This is a genomic window from Pseudomonas sp. AKS31 (assembly GCF_023634765.1).
Lineage (GTDB): Bacteria > Pseudomonadota > Gammaproteobacteria > Pseudomonadales > Pseudomonadaceae > Aquipseudomonas.
Window position 1 is genome coordinate 299,307 of sequence record NZ_JAMLFX010000001.1, and the last position, 21,541, is coordinate 320,847.

Here is a 21,541-nt window from a genome sequence, read left to right on the forward strand (position 1 = left end):
GAAATCAATCGGCCTGCTGCGCCGCTCTATTGGTTACAGCGTTGCGTTACTCGCTCCCGGGGTTTCCTGCGCAGACGTGACGTTGGCAGAAGTCGCCTCGATTGTTGTTCGAGGCTGCAATTCCTGCCGCGTCAGCGTCTGAATCAATGTCGCTTCGACAATCGCCAACTGCGCCGTCACATCATCGGTTTGCGAGTTGTATTGAGCCTCGCTCAGCAGGCCTTGTGATGACTGGCTGTCGAGAATTCCCTGACGATCCTGAAACGGCTGACGACTCGCATCGAATTGCGCCCGGTATTTGTGAATGATGAAGTCCTGCCAGAAATCCATCGACACCAACGCCTGAAATTCTTCAGGCGAACCATTCAGCATCGACACTTTGCGATACGCCGCATCCAGCATTGCCGGGGTAACGCCGGCCATGCCGATAAATGTCAGTGCCTGCGGCTGAAACGGCAATTGCAGGCGATCTCGTAGGCCAAAGCGGTAGGCCATGGTCATTTCATGTGGATCGCGTATGCGCAAGCTATGGCTGTTTCGCAGCTCGCGGGAGGTTGCCGGATCGTTGATGATGGCCCTGCTTGAGGCGATCTCTGCTGCCGCGAAGTCGTCGACGTGCTTCAGGCGAAACAATCCTTTGGACAATGCCACCAAGGGTGCGCCATCCAGATCGAGTCTGGCCTGAACCCGAGCCTTGTACGTCATGGCCAGGACTTGCAGGTCGGTGAAGGTGGCCGCGGCGAGGTCAGTGCAGCCGGCTTCGCACGCGCGATCGAACAGCTCCCTGCGCAGGTTTCTCGACTGCGGATTATTTTCTGTGATGACATCGATCACGTCCCATGCCTGACGCCGAAAATCAGCATGGTCACCGCGGCTCGCCAGGATGTTGAAGAAACCGTCCGAGCCATCCTGCTCGCGTAACGCGCGCCATTGAGCTTTTCGCGCGGTAGCCTGGTCGACGCTTAATCCCTCAGTCCATCGCGGGTCCGGTTCCAGGGCGTCTCTTGTGACGGGACGTCGTGCGACGTTGACGGACGTCGTGATCAGGTTGGCTGTTCGGGTCAGAGGCGTACCGGCCAACATCAGTCGTTCACGGTAGGCGAGCAATTGCTGCGGCGTTGCGTCCGACAGCGGGTTATTGCTCACCAGCGTGCCGCTGTTGACCTGGACCGAATGCGCCAAGCGCTCCGGGGGCGGAGCAGTGACAAAGTCAGGAATCGTGGTGATCTGATTGTTGCTCAGATCGATCCGGGTCAGCAGGGGTTGATCAAACAGCCCGGTTGGCCACTGCGAGATGCCGGTGTTCGCCAGGGTGACCTCGCGCATATCGGTGATCAGGCTGAAATCCGGGATCACACCGAGCTGGGGATTGTTGTCGATCCAGAGTGCTCTGAGCGTTGTGCGTCCAGCCAGTATCCGCGCCGTTTCTGCATTGAGTTCAAGTTGGTTGTGCTGCAGAAACAGGCGCGTCATCGCGTGCATTTCTCCCACCGCCGGGGGCAAGTCCCTGAGGCGATTGTTCGACATGTCCAGCCAGCGCACATGACGAAAACGGGTGAGGAAACCTTCCGGTGACTCCGTCAGACTCATGCCGCTCAATCTGAGTGAGCCAACATGGCTGAAGTCGATGCTCAGATCCGGCAGGGTCGGCAAGGTCAGACCGCTCAAGTCCAGTTCCAGGCCGATCGGCGAGCCGTCGAAAGCGTGCTTTTGCGCCGTTTCGCGGCGCCAGCAACTGATGATCAAATCCCGCGCTGCGGTGCGGTCATTACGGGTGGTAGCGTTGATTTGCAGCTGATTGGCACGCACGTAACGCAGGCGGTTACCGCCTCCGGAAAAAACCCAGTCGTCGAGCTGGGTTTTCAGAAGATCGAACTCTTGTTCCAGCGCGAGCAAGCGTGGGGCAAAGGTGCCTTTGTCATGACTCCAGATGAACTCTCTGCACTCCTTGATGCTCTTGGTCGGGTACAGGTTTCGATAACGCTGCGCCCTGGAGTTCTCGCTATCGAATACGGCGGGATGCGCCGGCTCCATCAGCTCGGGGTGAGACGCTTTGAGGTGTCGCCAGTAGCCATCGAACTTTCGCCAGTAAGCGGCGGGGAAGTCGTTGCCTTCAAGTCGCGTGACATTGTTGATCCGCGCGACCACGGACAGCGTCTCGGGTGTCGGGTTGAGGTTCGCCTGAGGAACCTCGCTCAAGCGGTTGTCGCGCAGGTCCAGGCTGGTCAGAGCGGTTTTGTCGAGCAGCCCGGCAGGCCACTGAGTGAGGCCTGTGTTTTTCAGGTTCAAGACCTGCAACCCGGACATGGCGCTGAAGTCAGGCACCACCCGCAGTTGATTGTTGGACAGATCAATCTGTTTCAACTGATGCAGTGCACTGAGTGCCAAAGCGCTTTGCTCATCCAGTTTTATCTGGTTTGAACTCAGGTCCAGATAGTTGAGTTTGTCCATCTCGGCGATTTTTTGCGGCAGTTTATCGATGCCGGAGTTAACGATGGTCAGTCTTTCCAGATTGGGGCAATTGGACAGAAGCGTATTGGCGGTGTCCGACCAGATTACCGAGTCGAGACTGAGGGATTTGATGTGACTGAAATCCACGGTCAGCAGGGGTAATGGACCGTACAGCTGTGGCAGTTTCAATACGCCTTCCGACTCACCCAGCCAGCAGCCTCTGATGATTCTTGCCAGGCGGGTGGCGTTGACTCTTTCCGGGCCCAGGGCGTTGGCCGCCCCGGGTTGACTGTCGGCGATGTAGGCCTGCAGTTGCGTTTCCAGTAGATCGAAACCGGCAATGCGTTGCGCTATCTGCTCTTCGGCGCCGTCACCGAGGCCGAGCAGATATTCCCTGGCGGCTTGCGGATTCTTGTCCGGATACATCCGCTGCACCATCGCCACTTCGGGAATGTCGCCATCCAGTCTGAACGCATCTGCGCGCAAGCCAGTGCGCATCGCCGGATAGTCGGCCACGACGCGGCGCCAGTAAACCTCGAGCGTTCGCCAGTAGCCGGCCGGGAAGGGGTTGCCTTCAATCAGCGTGACCGAGTTGATACGGGTGATCGCCAGTCGTTCATCGCTTGACGGGTCAAGGATCGCCTGTGGAATTTCGCGCAGTTGGTTATTGCGCAAGTCGACCAAGTCCAGTGCCACCTGATCGCGTAGACCGCTGGGCCAATGGTCCAGCCCGGTGTTGCTCAGGTTCAATGACTGCAGGTGTGACATGCCGCGAAAGTCCGGGATTCTGCCAAGCGGATTGCCCGACAGGTCGAGGTGTTCAAGCTGTTTGAGTGCGCCCAGTTTTGCTGCTGTCTGCTCATTGAACTCGATTCGGTTCGAGTTCAGTTCCAGGGCCTTGAGAACACTCATCGACGCGACATCGGGCGGCAGCTTGTCCAGGGTGGAGTGAGTTACCGACAGTTTCTCAAGGTTGGGGAAACGGCCAAGGAAGGTGTCGGCGGTGTCCGACCAGGCGACCGCCTTCAGCTCCAGTGTTCGTACGTGGCTGAAGTCAGCCGTCAGCGGGGCAAGAATCGCCTCGCCCAAATCAAGTTTCAGCGTCGTCCCCGTCTGCCGTTTCCAGCAACGTTTTATTTCTTCGGCGGCACGCTCCACCGCGGGATGTGCAGTTTCGGTAGGGGCCTGCGAGGATGTCTTGCTGATCCAGGAAGCGAGATCTGCCTTGAGTGCCCTGTAACTGGCCTCGCGTTGGGACAGATAGTCGCGGACGTCATCGCCGTGGGAACGCAGAAGCTGAGAGATTTCCTCGCTGTTGAGGGCCGGGAAGAGTTTTCGCGCACGTGACTCTGGCGTTCGTAATTGATTGATCGCGCTGGCAAATCGTTGCAGCAGGTTGGGATGCGCGGGGCTGCCCGGCTCGCTGCGGAACATGCCGCCGGCACCGCCGACCGCCGTCCCCAGCCAGCCTTCGCGAGCATCGAAAATGATCGGCTCCGAGCGCCCGGGACGGGTAGCGATGTAAGTATTGGTGCTGTCGCCGGCCACCGGATCTTGCCCACGGACGATGCGCATTACCGCTGTCGATGGGGTCGAGGCGTCGGTGTCGTGCAGGACCTGGTAACTGTGATTGTCGATCACAGCATAGAGTTTACCGTTGAGCCGGTGGAGGCCATCGCTACCCATTTGAACGCCAGTGAAATCCAGCGGCGTGCGGAAAACTTCCAGACGGCTGCTCGACAATGGCACACCAATCGGCTCGAAGTGTTCCAGTTCATGCCACAGCCCCGAGCTGGAGTCTCGCAATAATACTGGCCCCGAGGGGTTGGATTCGCTGGGCAGCCTGGCCCGATACAGACCCGTTTGCGCATCTTTGCCGACCAGCACGATGCCGCCGGGCACATCGGCGTACTGGCGGCCTTTGTGCGTTCTCAAACCTTCAGCGTTGCGATCCGACAAACCACTGGCAGCAGGCACCCAGTAATGTTCCAGTGACTGGCTTGCCGCGCGCGGATTTTCAATGGGCATCGCGGGTTGATGAACCGTGATGCCTGGTGCCGGCTCGATCGCATCGATATCGGCTGGCGTTGGTAAGCGGCCCGGTCGTGGTGTATGCCCACCGGGTATCGAGATGTCTGAATCTGTGCGCAGTGGCAGGTCGAGGCGCGGGGAGTCCACGTCTGGCACAGCGTTTTGGTGAGCCGGGCGATTACCGGGCCTGTTGCTTTTGGGAGGCGATTTAACGGGCATGTCTTTCTATCCTTGCAGGGTTTGCGCATCAGCTCGTCTGAACGGGCGCTGATGGCAGGGGCGGCGTCATTGCCTGATTGATCGTATGGTCCTGAGTCCTTTACTCAGGCTTGAGGTGCACGCCAGCCGCGCTGGCCAGTGCAAATATTTTGCTCGCGGTCTTGCCATCGAAGGTCTGGCGCCAGATGGCCACGTGCGGCAAACCGGCCAGTTCATCGCGGCGCTGAGCGTCGATGCCGCGCCTGCTCTGTTCGAGGGTTTTGAGGTGACCACCTCTGGTGGTGAAACTCAGGGGCGGGGCGTTGTGCTGGTCATAGTGGAAATGTGCCTCCCACAACGGTGTGTCGTCAGCGCGATCAGTGATCGAATAAACATCAAGAAACGACTTGCTTTTGCCCTTGCCCAATGGCTTGCGGTCAACGGTTTTACTCACGCTGACTTCGTCGGCATCCATCAGATAGTTCAAACGCATGATGTCGAGCACGTCCCGGTTCTTGTACATGCGCACCAGAACACTTTGGCCATGGGCATCCAGTGACTCGGCAACGCTTCGCAAGCGCGCAGCCAGGTCGAGGAGTTCGGTGTCATTGGCCGCGTCTTCATGGCTTTCCAGGCGCCTTGCCTGCTCGTTCAGGCTTTCCGTCTCTTTGCCCAAGCCTTCAAGAATCTCGGTCGGATTGGTTTTTCTCGCTTCTTCCACCCTGGCCTTGGCGACGTGCTGTTCAACGTCGACCAGTAACCGCTTTGCCTCGGCGACCAGTTGTGGTCGGGGTGTACTGGCGATGGGAGGTCGCACTGGCAACCATTCGCCCTGTCTTTTTTCGTAGCGGGCGGATGGAGAGCCGGGGCGCAACGGGTCCGGGACCCTGACGATGACATTGCCGTCCTGAGCCGTTTCCGTTTCACCGACCAGAACCCGGTAAGTGCCGTGCTGGCGGACCCGGAAAACTTTCCTGGGGGAAAAAGGGCGGGGGCTTTCCGAAGGGTCGGGCAGCGCTGGAAGGAAGTCGAAATCGATATCGTGGTCGATGTTGGGCAGCTCGCGATCGCGGCCAATCGATTCCAGAATGTCGTTCAGCCGGTTTTCGATTCGCCTCTCGAGTGGATCAATCAGTCTGAGAATTTCCCGGAGATACCCGGCCCTCAAAGCATCCGTGTCAGCATTGACCGCCAGTTGCAGTTCAAATCGGGATTTGTCCGTCCTGATCTGATCAAGGCTCAAGAGCAGCGCCATCGGATGCTCATGTTGCGGAATGTTTATCAGGTCTCCGGTGACCAGGTCGACGGAGGAAAGCGATGGCATGGTGGTATTGGGTGAATGGTCGGGCGTGCCCGCATACAGGTGTACGTAGAGGGTCAGCTTGTTGAAGTTGATGCGTTCGGCCGACGGTACTTGTTGCCTGATTTCTTCGAGTATCGGCGCCGCTCCAGGGTCGGCTTTTCTGATTTCTGCCAACACCACTTCACGTTCTTCGATAAATCTCAGCTTCTTGTTCAGGTGAGGGATCATTCGCTTGCAACTGTCGGCATCCAGACTGGAGACCGCCGGCCTGACCCGCAGGTCCATGGCCGCCATGAGACGGTTGAGGAATTCGGCGCGCTCTATGCGGAAGGTGTGCAGTTCCTGCTTGAACAGCCCGTTGGCTTTCGCAAGGACCAGCCATTTTCTGTTGAGCACCAGCGACTCCACGAAATCTGCCTGTTTTTGCACATGCTTGAGCAAATGCACTTCGAGACTCAGCAGTTTTGCGTTTCGCTCTGCACTGCTCTCGGGCAGTTTCTGGATTTCTGCCCAGAGGGTGTTATGCCGGTCCGACGAGTTCGTCAACTCCGTGTGGGCCTTGTGAAAAGGCTCGTACATCTGCATCAACGTGTCTTTACTCAGGCGGGCAATCTCCGCGTCCTGAATGCCTCCCTTCAGGTCTGGCAAATGATAGACCCAGCGATTACCTTCATCGCGCCTGACCGGCCGTGTTGCGCCGCTGCGGCTGGCTCGGTAGATATTCGCGCTGTCGACTGCCACGGGGTCTTTCGGGTTGACGATACGCCACCCTTTTTGGGCCCCGGTGGAGGCACTCACATCGTGCATGACCTGATAAACGTAGTCGTGTAGGGGCAGGTACAGCCGCCCTTCATGGCGCAACATCCCGTCGCTGTCGGCCTTGGCGTCGGTGATATCCGGATTTGTGCGCAACGTCTGCAGGTGAGTGTCGATCAAGGTAACGGCGTCACCGTCCTTGAGCGAATGCCACAGACCGCTGTCGCTGTCGCGCAGCAGTAGCGGGCCAGAGGCAACCCGCTCGGCCGCGAGCTGGGCGCGGTAGAGGCCGGTCTGCGGATCGATCCCGACCATCACGATGCCGCCGTGCCCGACATCGACGTATTCGCGGCCCTTGTACATTCTCAAGCCCTCGGTATTGGCCTGGGGCAAACGGCCAGTTGCCGGGGTTTGGTAGCGCTCCAGTGATTGTGGCCCTGTTACGCCCATTTCCACCGAGGCCGTTGTCGTGTGCGCTATGACGACGGGGGATGGTCTTCTCAGCTCAGGACTGGGCATGCCGTGAGTGCCGAGCGGCTGCGTCTGGGGGGCGAGAGAAAACGACGATTCCAGTGTCATACGAGGTGCTTGCCCCGTATTGCCGTGCCCTGGTGAATCCGCGCGAAAAGGGCTGTCGGCATTGGTGGTGCCCTTGGCGCTTTTTTTTGGAGCCATGTTTTTCATCCTTGAAAATAAGTCCCTCAACCCTGGTTCAGGGAGAGGCCGTTTTATGAAGCCAGCTGGAATATTTGCTGTGCTGTCGACAGGTCAATGTCTTCGCGCCAGATCCGCACGTGTGCTCGACCTGCCTGTTCATCCCGGCGTTGGGATGACGTGCCGAGCCTGCTCTGCTGCAGGGTCTTGAGATGGCCGCCCTTGGCAGTGAAGTTCAGCGCCGGGCTGTGTTTTTCCGCATAGTGAAAATGGGCGTGCCACAACGGCGTACCGGTTTGCCTGTCGTTCAGGGTGTAAACGTCGAGGAAGTCTTTTTTGTTGCCTTTGCCCAGTTGCACCCGGGCATGGGTTCGGGTGGCGCTGAGATGGCCATGGCTAATCAGGTACGCCACTCGATCAATGCTCAGATAGGCAGGGTCTTTGTACAGCCGCACGCGAATCTCTTCGCCCTCATTGAGCAGGCGCTGGCTGTCGTGTTCCAGACGCTGGAGCAATGTGGCCGTATCCACGGCACCGGGATTCGGGGCCTGTTCGATTTGTCGGGTGACTTCAGTGAGGTTGTCGGCCCGGTCGGTGAGGAACTCGACGATGCTGGTAGCGTTGCGTTTCGCGCTCTCATCGCGCCAGGCCGTGTTCAAGTGCGAATCGGTTTTTTCCAGAAGTTGCTCGGCCTGGGTGGTCAATGTCGCCAGATTTCTTTCTTGCCGGGCAATCTGGCGACGCCATTCGCCTTCCCGGTGCTCGTAGGTCTGTAGAACCTCTGCCGGATCGTGTGGGTTGATGACATCAATCAGCTCTTCGCCAGCGGCGGTACGGCGCGGCCGACCGACGCGAATCTTGTAGACGCCGTGGTGTTTGCTGCGAAACATCTTGCGCGGTGTGACGCTCGGCTGGTTCCTGTCCTGTGCAGGGATAAAGTCGAAATCAATCGGTTGCTCATGGGGTGGCAGCGCTGATGTCTTTTCCTGCTCATGGTGGAAACGGTTCAGGTGCTCTTCCAGCGTGCCCTCGAAGGTGCGGATGGCCTCGACGATGTCTTCGCGTGAACGGCTATGGTGCGCACCGGTCGGGAGCTGCAGATTCTCGTAAGAGACTCTGATGGCCGACGTCTGATCCAGCAGATCGCTGAGCAATGCGATGCGCGCTTGGGTAGGGATACTGTCGTACGCGCGGAAGGCAAACGTGATCTCGCCAAAGCAGAAGCCGAGGTATCGGGCGTGGGCGTTGTTGATGTCCACTTCAGCCGTCGTATCGACGAACATTCGGCTTTGGGCGTAAACCCAGAATGCCACGGTGTCGTGCAGATCCATCGGCTCGAACGCTACGTCTTTCAATTCGGTTTGCGACAAGCGCCATGTGTTCCGCAGCTCATCAGCAATGGCCTGACGTTGTTTCAGAATCACCAGTTTGGCTGACAGATGGGCTGCGATTTTGGGGTGGTCTGAAACCGGACCGCCGAAAAGCGGTCCGTCGAGGAGCTTGAGTGAGTCATTGGCGATCATCATTTGGTTGAGCGTCAGCATTCGCCCTTTTTGCAGCATGATGACTTTGTTCCGGTAAGAGGTGCTGCCTCTGGCCGCGATGATCCGCTCCTTTTGTCCGGTGTGCACGCTGAGAGCTTTTTCGAGTATCGACAGCTCCCGTTGATGGTGTCCTTCGAGTTGTTCCAATACGTTTCGCTCGCCGTCGGTGCCTTTCAGGGCCCGCCAGCGGTTTTGTATCTGCTCGCCCTTGGCCATCGCCTGGTCGAACTCCAGATCCAGAGCCTGCAGCTCGAAGACCAGGTCGGCCACCCGCGCGGCTTCCGTCGGCTTTGCGCTTCGACGCATGCCTCCCGCACCGCCTGCCAGCGTGCCCACCCAACCCTGATGCTCATCAAAGACAATCGGCTCCGAGCGCCCCGGACGTGTGCCGATGTAAACGTTGGCGGAATCAGCGGCCACAGGATCTTCGGAGCGAACGATGCGCATCACGGCCCTCGACGGCGAAGACGCGTCAAGATCATGCAGTGCTTGATAGGTGCGCTGTCCCAACACGACATACAGTTTGCCGTTGTAGTGATGCAGGCCGTCATGTCCAGGTTCTGCGCCGTGCAAATCCAGATCGCTTGCGAAGGCGAGCAGGCGTTGAGTGGACAAGGGGAAAGTGGTGGGGGCGGGGGCCTTCAGGGCATGCCAGAAACGGCTGTCGGGATCGCGTACAAGCATCGGCCCGGAGGCGTGCCGCTCGCTGGGCAATCTCGCTTGGTACAGCCCGGTTTGCGCATCCAGCACAATCTGAACGATCCCGCCGTCCTGCACATCGACGTAGCGGCGTCCCTTGAATGTTCTGAAACCCTCTGCATCGGGATCCGGCAGCGAGACAGGAGCACTGATCCGGTACTGCTCAAGTGATTGCTCCTGAGCCACGGGGTGCGTGGGCGCGGTGGATGTCGACTGGCGGATCGTAATCGGGGGCGCCGCAGTGATCGCGTCAAGGTCAGTGCTCGTCGTGATTTTGCCGGGCGTCTGTACTGCGCGTGCCAGCAGGACACCTGATGGATCCGTCTGATACGGCACACGCCCGATAAGCGGCGTGTCGGGGCGGGGATGGATATGGACAGTGGCGATGCCTCTGATGGGCGATTTCGGTGACATTTCTTCATCCTTGAAGGGTTGTCACATCAGCCGGCGCTGGCGCTGGACTGATGAATATTAGGTTTGAACGGTGATTTGATGCCGGTTACGGGTTGTCGGATGCGCAAAACGCAGGCTGTAAGAGAAACCGACCATTGCCGTCGGAATTGGTTATTTTTTGTGCTATATTCCGCGCCCGCGAATTTTCACTTCAACACCGGTCGTCGACATGCAAGCAGCCAAGCCGTTATTTGACTATCCAAAATATTGGGCCGAATGTTTCGGGCCAGCGCCATTCCTGCCGATGAGCAGGGAGGAGATGGATCAGCTCGGCTGGGATTCGTGCGACATCATCATTGTTACCGGTGATGCCTACGTCGATCACCCGTCGTTCGGCATGGCGATCATTGGCCGGCTGCTGGAGTCCCAGGGCTTCCGCGTCGGGATCATTGCCCAGCCGAACTGGCAGTCCAAAGACGATTTCATGAAGCTCGGCGAGCCGAACCTGTTCTTCGGGGTTGCAGCGGGCAACATGGACTCGATGATCAACCGCTACACCGCGGACAAGAAAATCCGTTCCGACGACGCCTATACCCCCGGCGGCATGGCCGGCAAGCGTCCGGATCGCGCGAGCCTGGTCTACAGCCAGCGCTGCAAGGAAGCGTACAAGCATGTGCCGATCGTGCTCGGCGGCATCGAGGCGTCCCTGCGCCGCATCGCCCACTACGACTACTGGCAGGATCGCGTGCGTAACTCGATCCTGATCGACGCCAGCGCCGACATTCTGCTGTACGGCAACGCCGAGCGCGCGATTGTCGAAGTCGCCCAGCGTCTGTCGTGGGGCCACAAGATCGAAGACATCACTGATGTGCGTGGTACCGCGTTCATTCGTCGTGACACGCCGCAAGGCTGGTACGAAGTCGATTCCACGCGCATCGACCGTCCGGGCAAGGTCGACAAGATCATCAACCCGTACGTCAACACGCAAGACACCCAGGCCTGTGCCATCGAACAGGAAAAGGGCCCGGTCGAGGATCCGCAGGAAGCCAAGGTCGTGCAGATCCTTGCCAGCCCGCGCATGACCCGTGACAAGACCGTGATCCGCCTGCCGTCGATGGAAAAGGTGCGTAACGACCCGGTTCTCTACGCCCACGCCAACCGCGTGCTGCACCTGGAAACCAACCCGGGCAACGCCCGCGCGCTGGTGCAGAAGCATGGCGAGGTCGATGTCTGGTTCAACCCGCCGCCGATTCCGATGACCACTGAAGAAATGGACTACGTGTTCGGCATGCCTTACGCCCGTGTTCCGCACCCGGCGTACGGCAAGGAGAAGATCCCGGCCTACGACATGATCCGTTTCTCGGTGAACATCATGCGCGGCTGCTTCGGTGGCTGCACCTTCTGCTCGATCACCGAGCACGAAGGCCGGATCATCCAGAACCGTTCCGAAGAGTCGATCATTCGCGAGATCGAAGAGATCCGCGACAAGGTCCCTGGCTTCACCGGGGTCATCTCCGACCTCGGCGGCCCGACCGCGAACATGTACCGCATCGCCTGCAAGAGCCCGGAAATCGAATCCGCGTGCCGCAAACCGTCATGCGTGTTCCCCGGTATCTGCCCGAACCTGAACACTGACCACTCGTCGCTGATTCAGCTGTACCGCAGCGCCCGTGCGTTGCCGGGTGTGAAGAAGATCCTGATCGCCTCCGGCCTGCGTTACGACCTCGCGGTCGAGTCGCCGGAGTACGTCAAAGAGCTGGTGACCCACCACGTCGGTGGCTACCTGAAGATCGCCCCGGAACACACCGAGGAAGGTCCGCTCAACCAGATGATGAAACCGGGCATCGGCAGCTATGACAAGTTCAAGCGCATGTTCGAGAAGTACACCAAGGAAGCGGGCAAAGAGCAGTACCTGATTCCGTACTTCATCGCTGCCCACCCGGGCACCACCGACGAAGACATGATGAACCTGGCCCTGTGGCTCAAGGGCAACGGCTTCCGCGCCGACCAGGTGCAGGCGTTCTATCCGTCGCCGATGGCCACCGCCACCGCGATGTACCACTCGGGCAAGAACCCGCTGCGCAAAGTCACCTACAAGAGCGACGGCGTGACCATCGTCAAGAGCGAAGAGCAGCGTCGTCTGCACAAGGCGTTCTTGCGTTATCACGACCCGAAAGGCTGGCCGATGCTGCGTGAAGCGCTGATCCGCATGGGCCGCGCTGATCTGATCGGTTCGGGCAAGGATCAATTGATCCCGACGCACCAGCCGGCTACCGACAGCTACCAGAGCGCCCGTCGCAAGAACTCGACGCCGGCCGGCAGCCATAAAGTGGCGAAGGAAGGCAAAGAGAAGACCACCAAGATCCTCACCCAGCACACCGGCCTGCCGCCGCGCGCCAGTGATGGCGGTAATCCTTGGGACAAGCGTGAACAGGCCAAGGCAGCGGCGTTTGCCCGTAACCAGCAGGCAGCCAAGGAGCGCAAGGACGCCGCGAAAGGCAAAGGGCCGAAGCCGGCGCGCAAGCCGGTCGTCCCGCGCTAAACATCGCTTGAGCTCAACAGAACGCCAACCTTCGGGTTGGCGTTTTGCATTGTGGTAGAAGATCAAAGGATCGCAGCCTTCAGCAGCTCCTACATGGGGATATGCATTTTCTGTAGGAGCTGCCGAAGGCTGCGATCTTTTGATCTTCGCCACATTTAGGAGCAACTTCGCCAAACCATTTCCCCGCATCGCCCGATTTTGGTGCTGTACTGCCCTATGCATTCCGGGAAAGCGCCTTAGCCTGTGCATGGCATAAGTCTTGCGCGCTTTCGAATACGCTTAGGCTCGCAGGAGGCACGCCGTGTCGATTCATGTCGCATTGCATCACGTCACGCATTACCGTTACGACCGCGCTGTCGAACTCGGCCCGCAGATCGTTCGTCTGCGCCCGGCTGCCCACAGCCGCACGCGGATACTGTCGTATGCGCTGAAAGTCTCGCCCGAGCAGCATTTCATCAACTGGCAGCAGGATCCGCAGGGCAACTATCTGGCGCGGCTGGTATTCCCCGAGAAGACCAATGAGTTGCGCATTGAAGTCGATCTGCTCGCCGAAATGGCCGTGTTCAACCCGTTCGACTTCTTCCTCGAGCCCTACGCGGAGAAAATCCCCTTCGCCTACGCTGCCGATGAGCGCAAGGAACTGGCGCCGTACCTTGAAACCCTGCCGCTGACGCCAAAATTCAAAGCCTATCTGGACGCCATCGATCGCACTCCGCTGCCAGCAGTGGACTTTCTTGTGGCGCTCAACCAGCGCCTGAGCGAAGACATCGGCTACCTGATTCGCATGGAGCCGGGCGTGCAGACCCCGGAACACACCCTCGAACATGCCTCCGGCTCCTGTCGGGATTCGGCGTGGCTGCTGGTGCAGTTGCTGCGCAACCTCGGGTTGGCCGCGCGATTTGTTTCCGGGTATCTGATTCAATTGACTGCCGACGTGAAAAGCCTCGACGGCCCGTCCGGCACTGAGGTCGACTTCACCGACCTGCACGCCTGGTGTGAGGTGTATTTGCCGGGCGCTGGCTGGATCGGCCTGGATGCGACGTCCGGGCTGTTTGCCGGTGAAGGGCATATTCCGTTGGCCTGTAGCCCCGATCCGTCCTCGGCGGCACCAATCAGTGGCTTGGTCGAGCCATGCGAATGCGAGTTCAGCCACGAAATGTCGGTGGAGCGGATCTGGGAGGCGCCGCGCGTCACCAAGCCCTACACCGACGAGCAGTGGCTGGCGATTCAGGCGCTGGGGCGGCAGATCGATGCTGACCTGCTGGCGGATGACGTGCGCCTGACCATGGGCGGCGAGCCGACTTTCGTTTCCATCGATGACCCGGATGGCGCCGAGTGGAACACCGCCGCGCTGGGGCCGGCCAAACGGCAACTTTCCGCCGAACTGTTCCAGCGCATGCGCAAGCATTACGCGCCGCAGGGCTTGGTGCATTTCGGTCAGGGCAAGTGGTATCCCGGTGAGCAATTGCCGCGCTGGTCGCTCAATTGCTACTGGCGTCGCGACGGTGTGCCGATCTGGCACAACAACGCCTTGATCGCAGACGAGCAGCAGGATTACGGCGCCAATGGTGAGTTGGCCGGGCGCTTTCTGGCGAGTGTTGCCGAACGGTTGAAGTTGCCTACACGTTTTGTCTTCCCTGCCTACGAGGATAATTTCTATTACCTCTGGCGCGAGGGCACGTTGCCGAGCAATGTCAGCGCCGAAGACTCGCGACTGGAGGAGCCGCTGGAGCGCGCACGTCTGCGCAAGGTCTTCAGTCAGGGCTTGAACAAGGTGATCGGCCAGGTATTGCCGCTGGCGCGCACCGCCAAGGGCGATCAATGGCAGAGCGGGCGCTGGTACCTGCGAGATGAGCACTGCCGGCTGGTGCCGGGGGATTCGCCGCTGGGTTATCGCTTGCCACTGGGTTCGCAGCCGTGGGTGAAGGCGGCCGAGTATCCGTTTATCCATCCACAGGACCCGAATCAGGATTTCTCCGAACTGCCGCAAACTGCGCAGCTCAACAGTCATGGTGAACCGGCGACGCCTGACGAACGCGCGCCGAAAATCGACGAATCCGCTGACTGGCTGACCCGCACAGCGTTTTGCGCCGAGGCGCGTGAGGGACGTTTGTACCTGTTCATGCCGCCGCTGGAGCGGGTCGAGGATTATCTGGAACTGGTCGCGGCCATCGAAGCCACGGCTGAAGAACTGCATTGCCCAGTGCTGCTGGAAGGCTATGAGCCGCCGAGCGATCCGCGCCTGAGCAATTTCCGCATCACCCCGGATCCCGGTGTGATCGAGGTCAATGTGCAGCCGTCGGCGACCTGGGACGAGTTGGTCGAACGCACTGAATTTCTCTATGAAGAGGCGCGGCAAACTCGCCTGACCACCGAGAAATTCATGATCGACGGTCGCCACACCGGCACCGGCGGCGGCAACCATTTCGTACTCGGTGGCGCGACGCCGGCGGACTCACCGTTTCTGCGCCGCCCCGATCTGCTGCGCAGCCTGATCAGTTACTGGCACAACCACCCGTCTTTGTCTTACCTGTTTTCCGGATTGTTCATTGGCCCTACGTCCCAAGCGCCGCGTGTCGATGAGGCGCGCAATGACGCCCTGTATGAACTGGAAATCGCTTTTGCGCAGATGCCCGAACCGGGTGAGGAATGCGCGCCGTGGCTGGTTGACCGACTGCTGCGCAATCTGCTGATCGACGTCACCGGCAACACGCACCGTGCCGAGTTCTGTATCGACAAACTGTATTCACCGGACGGCGCCACCGGGCGTCTCGGCTTGCTTGAACTGCGCGCCTTTGAAATGCCGCCCCATGCGCGCATGAGCCTGGCCCAACAGTTGTTGTTGCGCGCGCTGGTCGCGCGGTTTTGGCGTGAACCTTATGCGCCGCCGAAACTGGCGCGCTGGGGCACTGAACTGCACGACCGCTTCCTGCTGCCGCACTTTATCGAACAGGATTTCGCTGACGTCATCGTCGAACTCAACAGCGCCGGTTATCCGCTGCGGGCGGAATGGTTTGCCGCGCATCTGGAGTTTCGCTTTCCCAAGGTCGGCGATTACGCCGTCAACGGTATTGAACTGGAGCTGCGTCAGGCTCTGGAACCGTGGCATGTCCTGGGCGAGGAGGGCGCGGCTGGCGGCACAGTGCGTTACGTCGATTCATCGCTGGAGCGTTTACAGGTCAAGCTCAAGGGGCTGCCGCCGCAGCGCTATCTGCTGACCTGTAATGGCGTCGCGGTGCCCTTGCACCCGACCGGGCGCGTTGGTGAGTTTGTCGCGGGTGTGCGTTACCGCGCGTGGCAACCGGCCAACTGCTTGCAGCCGACCATCCCCGTACACGCACCGCTGGTGTTCGACCTGCTCGACACCTGGATGGGGCGCTCGCTGGGCGGTTGTCAGTACCACGTCGCGCATCCGGGCGGGCGCAATTACGAGACGTTGCCGGTCAATGCCAACGAAGCGGAGAGTCGGCGGATGGCGCGGTTCTTCCGTGTCGGACACACACCGGGGAAACTTCCTATACCGAACGTAGAAATCAGTGACGAGCTGCCGATGACAATCGATTTGCGACGTTTCTAGATCGCACGCGACATGCGGATTTTTCGTCTATCCGCATGTCATGTGCCTGCGTTAGTCTGACCGTTCTTCGCTGTCTGCCGAGCTTTCCATGCCTGACCTGCTAGACCGCTACCCGCTCACGGCGGGCACTTATCACGAACTGCTCGACGGCAGTGGCGCGGTGCGCCCGCATTGGCGGCGACTGTTCGATCAGTTGCAGCGCAGCACACCTACGCAACTGGTGCAGCGTCAGGCACTGCTGGCGCGACAGATTCAGGAAAACGGTGTCACCTATAACGTCTATGCCGATCCCAAGGGCGCCGATCGGCCGTGGGAGCTGGATCTGCTGCCCCACGTGATTGCTGCGGATGAATGGCAGCAACTGTCGGCAGGCATCGCCCAACGTGCGCGACTGCTCAATGCGGTGCTGGCCGATTTGTACGGGCCGCAACGGCTGATCAGCGAAGGCTTGTTGCCTGCGGAGCTGGTATTTGGCCACAACAATTTTCTCTGGCCGTGTCAGCATGTCGCGCCGCCGGAAGCGACGTTTCTGCACCTGTACGCCGTGGATCTGGCGCGCACGCCGGACGGGCGCTGGTGGGTTACCGCCGATCGTACGCAAGCGCCATCGGGCGCCGGCTATGCCCTGGAAAACCGCACCATCGTGTCGCGCGCCTTTCCCGAGTTGTACCGGGATCTGAAGGTGCAGCATCTGGCCGGCTTCTTCCGCACATTGCAGGAAACCCTGGCGCGACAAGCGCCCAGTGACGATGACGCGCCGCTGGTGGTGCTGCTCACGCCGGGGCGCTTCAACGAAAGCTATTTCGAACATTTGTATCTGGCTCGCCAGCTCGGTTATCCGCTGGTCGAGGGCGGTGACCTGACGGTGCGCGATGCCACGGTCTATCTGAAAACCCTCAGTGGTTTGCGTCGGGTGCACGCGATCATGCGCCGGCTCGATGATGATTTCTGCGATCCGCTGGAGTTGCGCACGGACTCGGCACTCGGCGTTCCCGGGTTGCTTGAGGCGGTGCGTCAGGGCCGGGTGCTGGTCGCCAATGCGCTGGGTAGCGGGGTGCTGGAGTCGCCGGGGTTGCTGGGCTTTCTGCCGAAAATCAACCAATACCTGTTTGGCGAAGAGCTGATTTTGCCGTCGATCGCGACGTGGTGGTGCGGTGAGGCGCCGGTGTTGGCCCAGGCCCTGGAAAAACTTCCTGAACTGCTGATCAAACCGGCGTTTCCTTCGCAGAGCTTCGCGCCGGTCTTTGGCCGTGACCTGAGTGAAAAGCAGCGTCAGGCGCTTGCCGAGCGCATGCAGGCGCGTCCTTATGCGTATGTGGCGCAAGAATTGGCTCAACTCTCCCAAGCGCCGATCTGGCAGGCGGAAAACGGCCAACTGCAACCACGGGCGATCGGCATGCGCATGTACGCCGTGGCCGGTGCTGATGGTTATCGCGTGCTGCCTGGTGGTTTGACCCGGGTGGCGGCCGAGGCTGACGCCGAAGTAGTGTCGATGCAGCGCGGTGGGGCGAGCAAAGACACTTGGGTACTCGGTGATCGCCCGCCCAGTGGCGAGCAATGGAAGAGTCAGCGCAGCGTCGGGGTTCATGATCTGGTGCGCCGCGACCCGTATCTGCCGTCACGGGTGGTGGAAAACCTGTTCTGGTTCGGTCGTTACTGCGAGCGCTGTGATGACAGTGCGCGGTTGCTGCGCATCATGCTCGCGCGCTATGTCGACGGCGACGACCCGCAAGCGTTGCAGGCCGCCGTCGACCTCGGCGAGCGGCTGACGTTGTTGCCAGACGAAGGTGAGTTGCCGGAGCGTCTGCTTGCGGCGCTGCTGGGCGAGGACTGGTCGTTCAGCCTGCGCTCCAACCTGCAGCGTTTGCAGTGGGCGGCCTCGCAAGTGCGCGGCAAGCTTTCGCGGGAAAACTGGCAAGCGTTGGTGGAGTTGCAGCGTGAAGCCATGGAGCTGGACACCGACGAGCCCGACTTTGGCGAATTGCTGGATTTCCTTAACCGTCTGGTGATGTCACTGGCGGCGCTGTCCGGGTTCGCCCTCGACGACATGACCCGCGACGAAGGCTGGCGCTTTCTGATGATCGGCCGGCGCATCGAGCGGCTGCAGTTTCTCAGCAGCAGTCTGGCGGCGTTTCTGCGCGGCGCCGGGGCGCTCGATCAAGCGGGCCTCGAATGGCTACTGGAACTGGGCAACAGCAGCATCACCTACCGTTCGCGTTATCTGGCCGTGGCGCAATTGATTCCGGTGCTCGACCTGCTGCTGCTCGATGAGCAGAACCCGCATGCGGTGCTGTTCCAGTTGAAACTGGTGACCCGCACCTTGAAACGGTTGAACGATGATTTCGCGGCGCCGCGAGAGACCGGGCTGCCGCAACTGGTCGAGCGTCTGGCGCGGTTCGATCTGGGGTGTCTGGAGAATCCGCTGTTCGGGGAATCCAGCGTCCGGGCAGCTCTGAATGGGCTGGCGGATCTGCTGCAAGAAATTGCCGAGGCCAGTGGGCAAGTGTCGGATCGTCTGGCCCTGCGCCATTTCGCCCATGTCGATGATGTCAGCCAGCGCACGGTATCCGTCTGATGAATGCTCGCTACCAGATCCTCCACGACACCTGTTACCACTACGACAGCCCGGTGTCCCTGGCGCAGCAACTGGCGCACCTGTGGCCGCGTGAATGCGCCTGGCAGCGCTGCACCGAACAGCAGTTGCTGATCAGCCCGAACCCGACAGCACGCCGCGATGAGCTCGACGTGTTTGGCAATCCGCTGACCCGACTGGCGTTCGAGCGTCCTCACGATGAATTGCAGGTCAATGCTCGGCTCACCGTTGAGGTGCTGGCGCGACCGCCGCTGGACTTCAATCAGTCGCCCGCCTGGGAGCTGACCCGCGATGCGCTGACCTACAGCAGTCAGCCGCTGTCCGCTGAGTTGCTTGAAGCTTGTCGTTACCGGTTCCAGTCACCTTACGTGCATTTGAAAAGCAGCTTCGTCGAGTTTTCGCAAAGTTGTTTTCCGCCGGGCAGGCCGTTGCTGTTGGGCGTGCGGGACCTGATGCAAAAGATCTTCAGCGAATTCACTTTTGATGCCGAGGCGACCCAAGTGGCGACCCCGCTGGTGGAAGTGTTGGAGCGCCGGCGTGGGGTCTGTCAGGACTTCGCGCACTTGATGCTGGCGTGTGTGCGCTCGCGAGGGCTGGCAGCGCGTTATATCAGCGGCTATCTGCTGACCCAGCCACCGCCGGGGCAACCACGCCTGATCGGCGCTGATGCGTCGCATGCCTGGGTCTCGGTGTTTTGTCCGGTGCTGGGCTGGGTGGATTTTGATCCGACCAACAATGTGCAACCGGCTCTGGAACACATCACGCTGGCGTGGGGGCGGGATTTTTCCGATGTGTCGCCGTTGCGCGGGGTGATTCTGGGCGGCGGCAATCACGACCCGGAAGTGCGCGTCACGGTGATGCCCCTGGATTAACCTGATCAAAACTGTGGGAGCGAGCCTGCTCGCGAATGCTTTCTTTCAGTAAGTGATTATCGACTGACACGACGCTTTCGCGAGCAGGCTCGCTCCCACAGGGGAGTTGGGGGGAACTCAAAAAGGGGGCTGTGAGGGCCGGCAGTGAAACCGCCAGCCCCGTCACAAATCCGCAGGGTCTGATTTGATCATCAAACCCGGTGGGGTTCAGGCGTCGGGCGCCTGATCTTTCGGTGTTTCAGTCGCTTCGGTTGCATCAACATCATCTTGCGTCGCCACTTCACCGTCAGGGTTCAGTGCCGCTTCTTCAGCAGTTTGTTTCTTGCGCTGAAGCTTTTCCTCTTTCTTCTGTTCCTTTGCCAGGTCTCGTTGACGTTTGGCGAAGGAGTAATTGGGTTTGGCCATGGGCGATCCTCTTGGGTCGAAGGTGAGGTTGAGCGGCGCATATTCTGCCCTGTATCGGAGCCTCGTGGTTAGCCGGGTTTTTGGTCAACCCATTTTGGCGCGACGGTCGGCTTCCAGTTATCCAGGGCATCAAGCAGCGTTTGTGGTGATTCGCTCACTTGCAGCATGTCACGGTGTGGCGCGCGAACGAAGCCTTCGCCGACGATATGGTCGAGAAATGCCGTGAGTTTGCTGTAGAAACCGTTCACTTCCAGCAGACCCAGCGGCTTGCCGTGGTAACCGAGTTGGCCCCAGGTCCAGACTTCGAACAGCTCTTCCAGTGTGCCGAGGCCGCCGGGCAGGGCGATGAACGCGTCGCTCAGCTCGGCCATGCGCGCCTTGCGCGCGTGCATGCCGTCGACCACTTCCAGGCGTGTCAGGCTTTTGTGGCCGATTTCCTTGTCCATCAGGCTCTGCGGAATGATGCCGATCACTTCACCGCCGGCCGCCAGCGCCGCGTCAGCAACAATGCCCATCAAGCCCACGGCGCCACCGCCGTAGACCAGGGTCAATTTACGTTCGGCCAAGGCCCGGCCAAGGGCGACGGCGGCTTCGGTGTAAGCCGGGACAGTGCCGGCGTTGGCGCCGCAAAATACACAAACGGATTTCAGAGACATGCCTTCCTCCTGGGTCAATCCGTCACAGGGTAATGGCTGGCACGCCTTGAACCAAGGTCTAAACTTCGCGTTCCGGCGATTCAAAGGTACCGCTGGCGCCACAGGCGTAAGCGGCGAGCAAACTGCACAACAGACCGTTAAAGAACATGACAGGCACTCCGTCTCAGTAGATGCGCCGATCATAGGGCCGGCCGGGGAATCTGGCCGTTAGATTGTTTCGATGAGTGTCATAGCCTGAAAGTTGTATACAATTTTTGACTCAAGTCATAGGAACTTGCGAAGATTTCAGGCAGTCTTTCCATCATTCGTGTTTTTGTTAACCCTGCCTTGGAGATTCACCATGTTTTCCAAAGTTGTTGCGGTATCCCTGCTGGCGCTGGCCAGCAGCCAATTGATGGCTGCCGAGTGCAAAACCACCGTTGATTCCACCGATCAGATGTCCTTCAACACCAAGGAAATCGTGATCGACAAGAGCTGCAAGACCTTCACCGTCGAACTGACCCACTCCGGCAGCCTGCCGAAGAATGTCATGGGCCATAACCTAGTGATCAGCAAAGAAGCTGACATGCAGCCGATCGCCACTGATGGCCTGGCTGCTGGCATCGACAAAAACTACCTGAAAGATGGCGATGCTCGCGTGATCGCGCACACCAAAATCATCGGTGCCAAGGAAACTGACTCGGTAACCTTCGACGTGTCGAAGCTGGCCGGCACTGATAAATACGGCTTCTTCTGCTCGTTCCCGGGCCACATCTCGATGATGAAAGGCACGATTACCGTCAAGTAATCAGGGCCACCGCATCATCGTTCTTCGCGAGCAGGCTCGCTCCCACAGGCTTGCGCCATCAATGTGGGAGCGAGCCTGCT

General features: G+C 59.8%; 10 protein-coding genes. 5 read left to right on the forward strand and 5 right to left on the reverse strand.

Annotation, left to right across the window (positions count from 1 at the left end; genetic code table 11):
• Positions 1-33 precede the first annotated feature (33 nt).
• From M9827_RS01285 to M9827_RS01295, 3 genes are all read right to left on the reverse strand, one after another.
• Positions 34-4,479: an NEL-type E3 ubiquitin ligase domain-containing protein gene (locus M9827_RS01285; RefSeq protein ID WP_250602945.1), complete on the reverse strand. Its 4,446-nt coding sequence runs from the start codon at positions 4,477-4,479 to the stop codon at positions 34-36.
• Positions 4,480-4,801: 322 nt separating this feature from the next.
• Positions 4,802-7,414, reverse strand: a complete 2,613-nt coding sequence (locus tag M9827_RS01290; protein WP_250602946.1) for a hypothetical protein — start codon at positions 7,412-7,414, stop codon at positions 4,802-4,804.
• Positions 7,415-7,467: 53 nt separating this feature from the next.
• A complete protein-coding gene (locus M9827_RS01295; protein WP_250602947.1) occupies positions 7,468-10,050 on the reverse strand; it encodes a hypothetical protein in 2,583 nt (860 codons plus the stop codon).
• A 208-nt stretch (positions 10,051-10,258) separates the two neighbouring features.
• On the opposite strand from M9827_RS01295, the gene M9827_RS01300 reads away from it, so the two are divergent.
• The 4 genes from M9827_RS01300 (at position 10,259) to M9827_RS01315 (ending at position 19,613) form a co-directional block, all read left to right on the forward strand.
• Entirely contained in the window at positions 10,259-12,571 is a 2,313-nt protein-coding gene (locus M9827_RS01300; RefSeq protein ID WP_250602948.1) for a YgiQ family radical SAM protein, read from the forward strand.
• Between the two features lie 301 nt (positions 12,572-12,872).
• Positions 12,873-16,148: a transglutaminase family protein gene (locus M9827_RS01305; RefSeq protein ID WP_250602949.1), complete on the forward strand. Its 3,276-nt coding sequence runs from the start codon at positions 12,873-12,875 to the stop codon at positions 16,146-16,148.
• Positions 16,149-16,236: 88 nt separating this feature from the next.
• Positions 16,237-18,723, forward strand: a complete 2,487-nt coding sequence (locus M9827_RS01310) for a circularly permuted type 2 ATP-grasp protein (protein ID WP_250602950.1) — start codon at positions 16,237-16,239, stop codon at positions 18,721-18,723.
• The gene (locus M9827_RS01315) at positions 18,723-19,613 is read left to right on the forward strand and encodes a transglutaminase family protein (RefSeq protein ID WP_250602951.1); all 891 of its coding nucleotides are present in this window, start codon (positions 18,723-18,725) and stop codon (positions 19,611-19,613) included. Before M9827_RS01310 ends, M9827_RS01315 begins: the two co-directional genes overlap by 1 nt.
• 207 nt (positions 19,614-19,820) lie before the next feature.
• Here the strand turns inward: M9827_RS01315 and M9827_RS01320 are convergent, their stop codons facing one another.
• Together M9827_RS01320 and M9827_RS01325 are read right to left on the reverse strand one after the other, a co-directional pair.
• Positions 19,821-20,018: a hypothetical protein gene (locus tag M9827_RS01320; protein WP_095047310.1), complete on the reverse strand. Its 198-nt coding sequence runs from the start codon at positions 20,016-20,018 to the stop codon at positions 19,821-19,823.
• A gap of 68 nt (positions 20,019-20,086) precedes the next feature.
• Entirely contained in the window at positions 20,087-20,674 is a 588-nt protein-coding gene (locus tag M9827_RS01325) for a cytokinin riboside 5'-monophosphate phosphoribohydrolase (protein WP_250602952.1), read from the reverse strand.
• Positions 20,675-21,014: 340 nt separating this feature from the next.
• Here M9827_RS01325 and azu point away from each other — a divergent pair, with 340 nt between their 5' ends.
• A complete protein-coding gene (gene azu / locus M9827_RS01330) occupies positions 21,015-21,461 on the forward strand; it encodes an azurin (RefSeq protein ID WP_007915878.1) in 447 nt (148 codons plus the stop codon).
• Positions 21,462-21,541 lie beyond the last annotated feature (80 nt).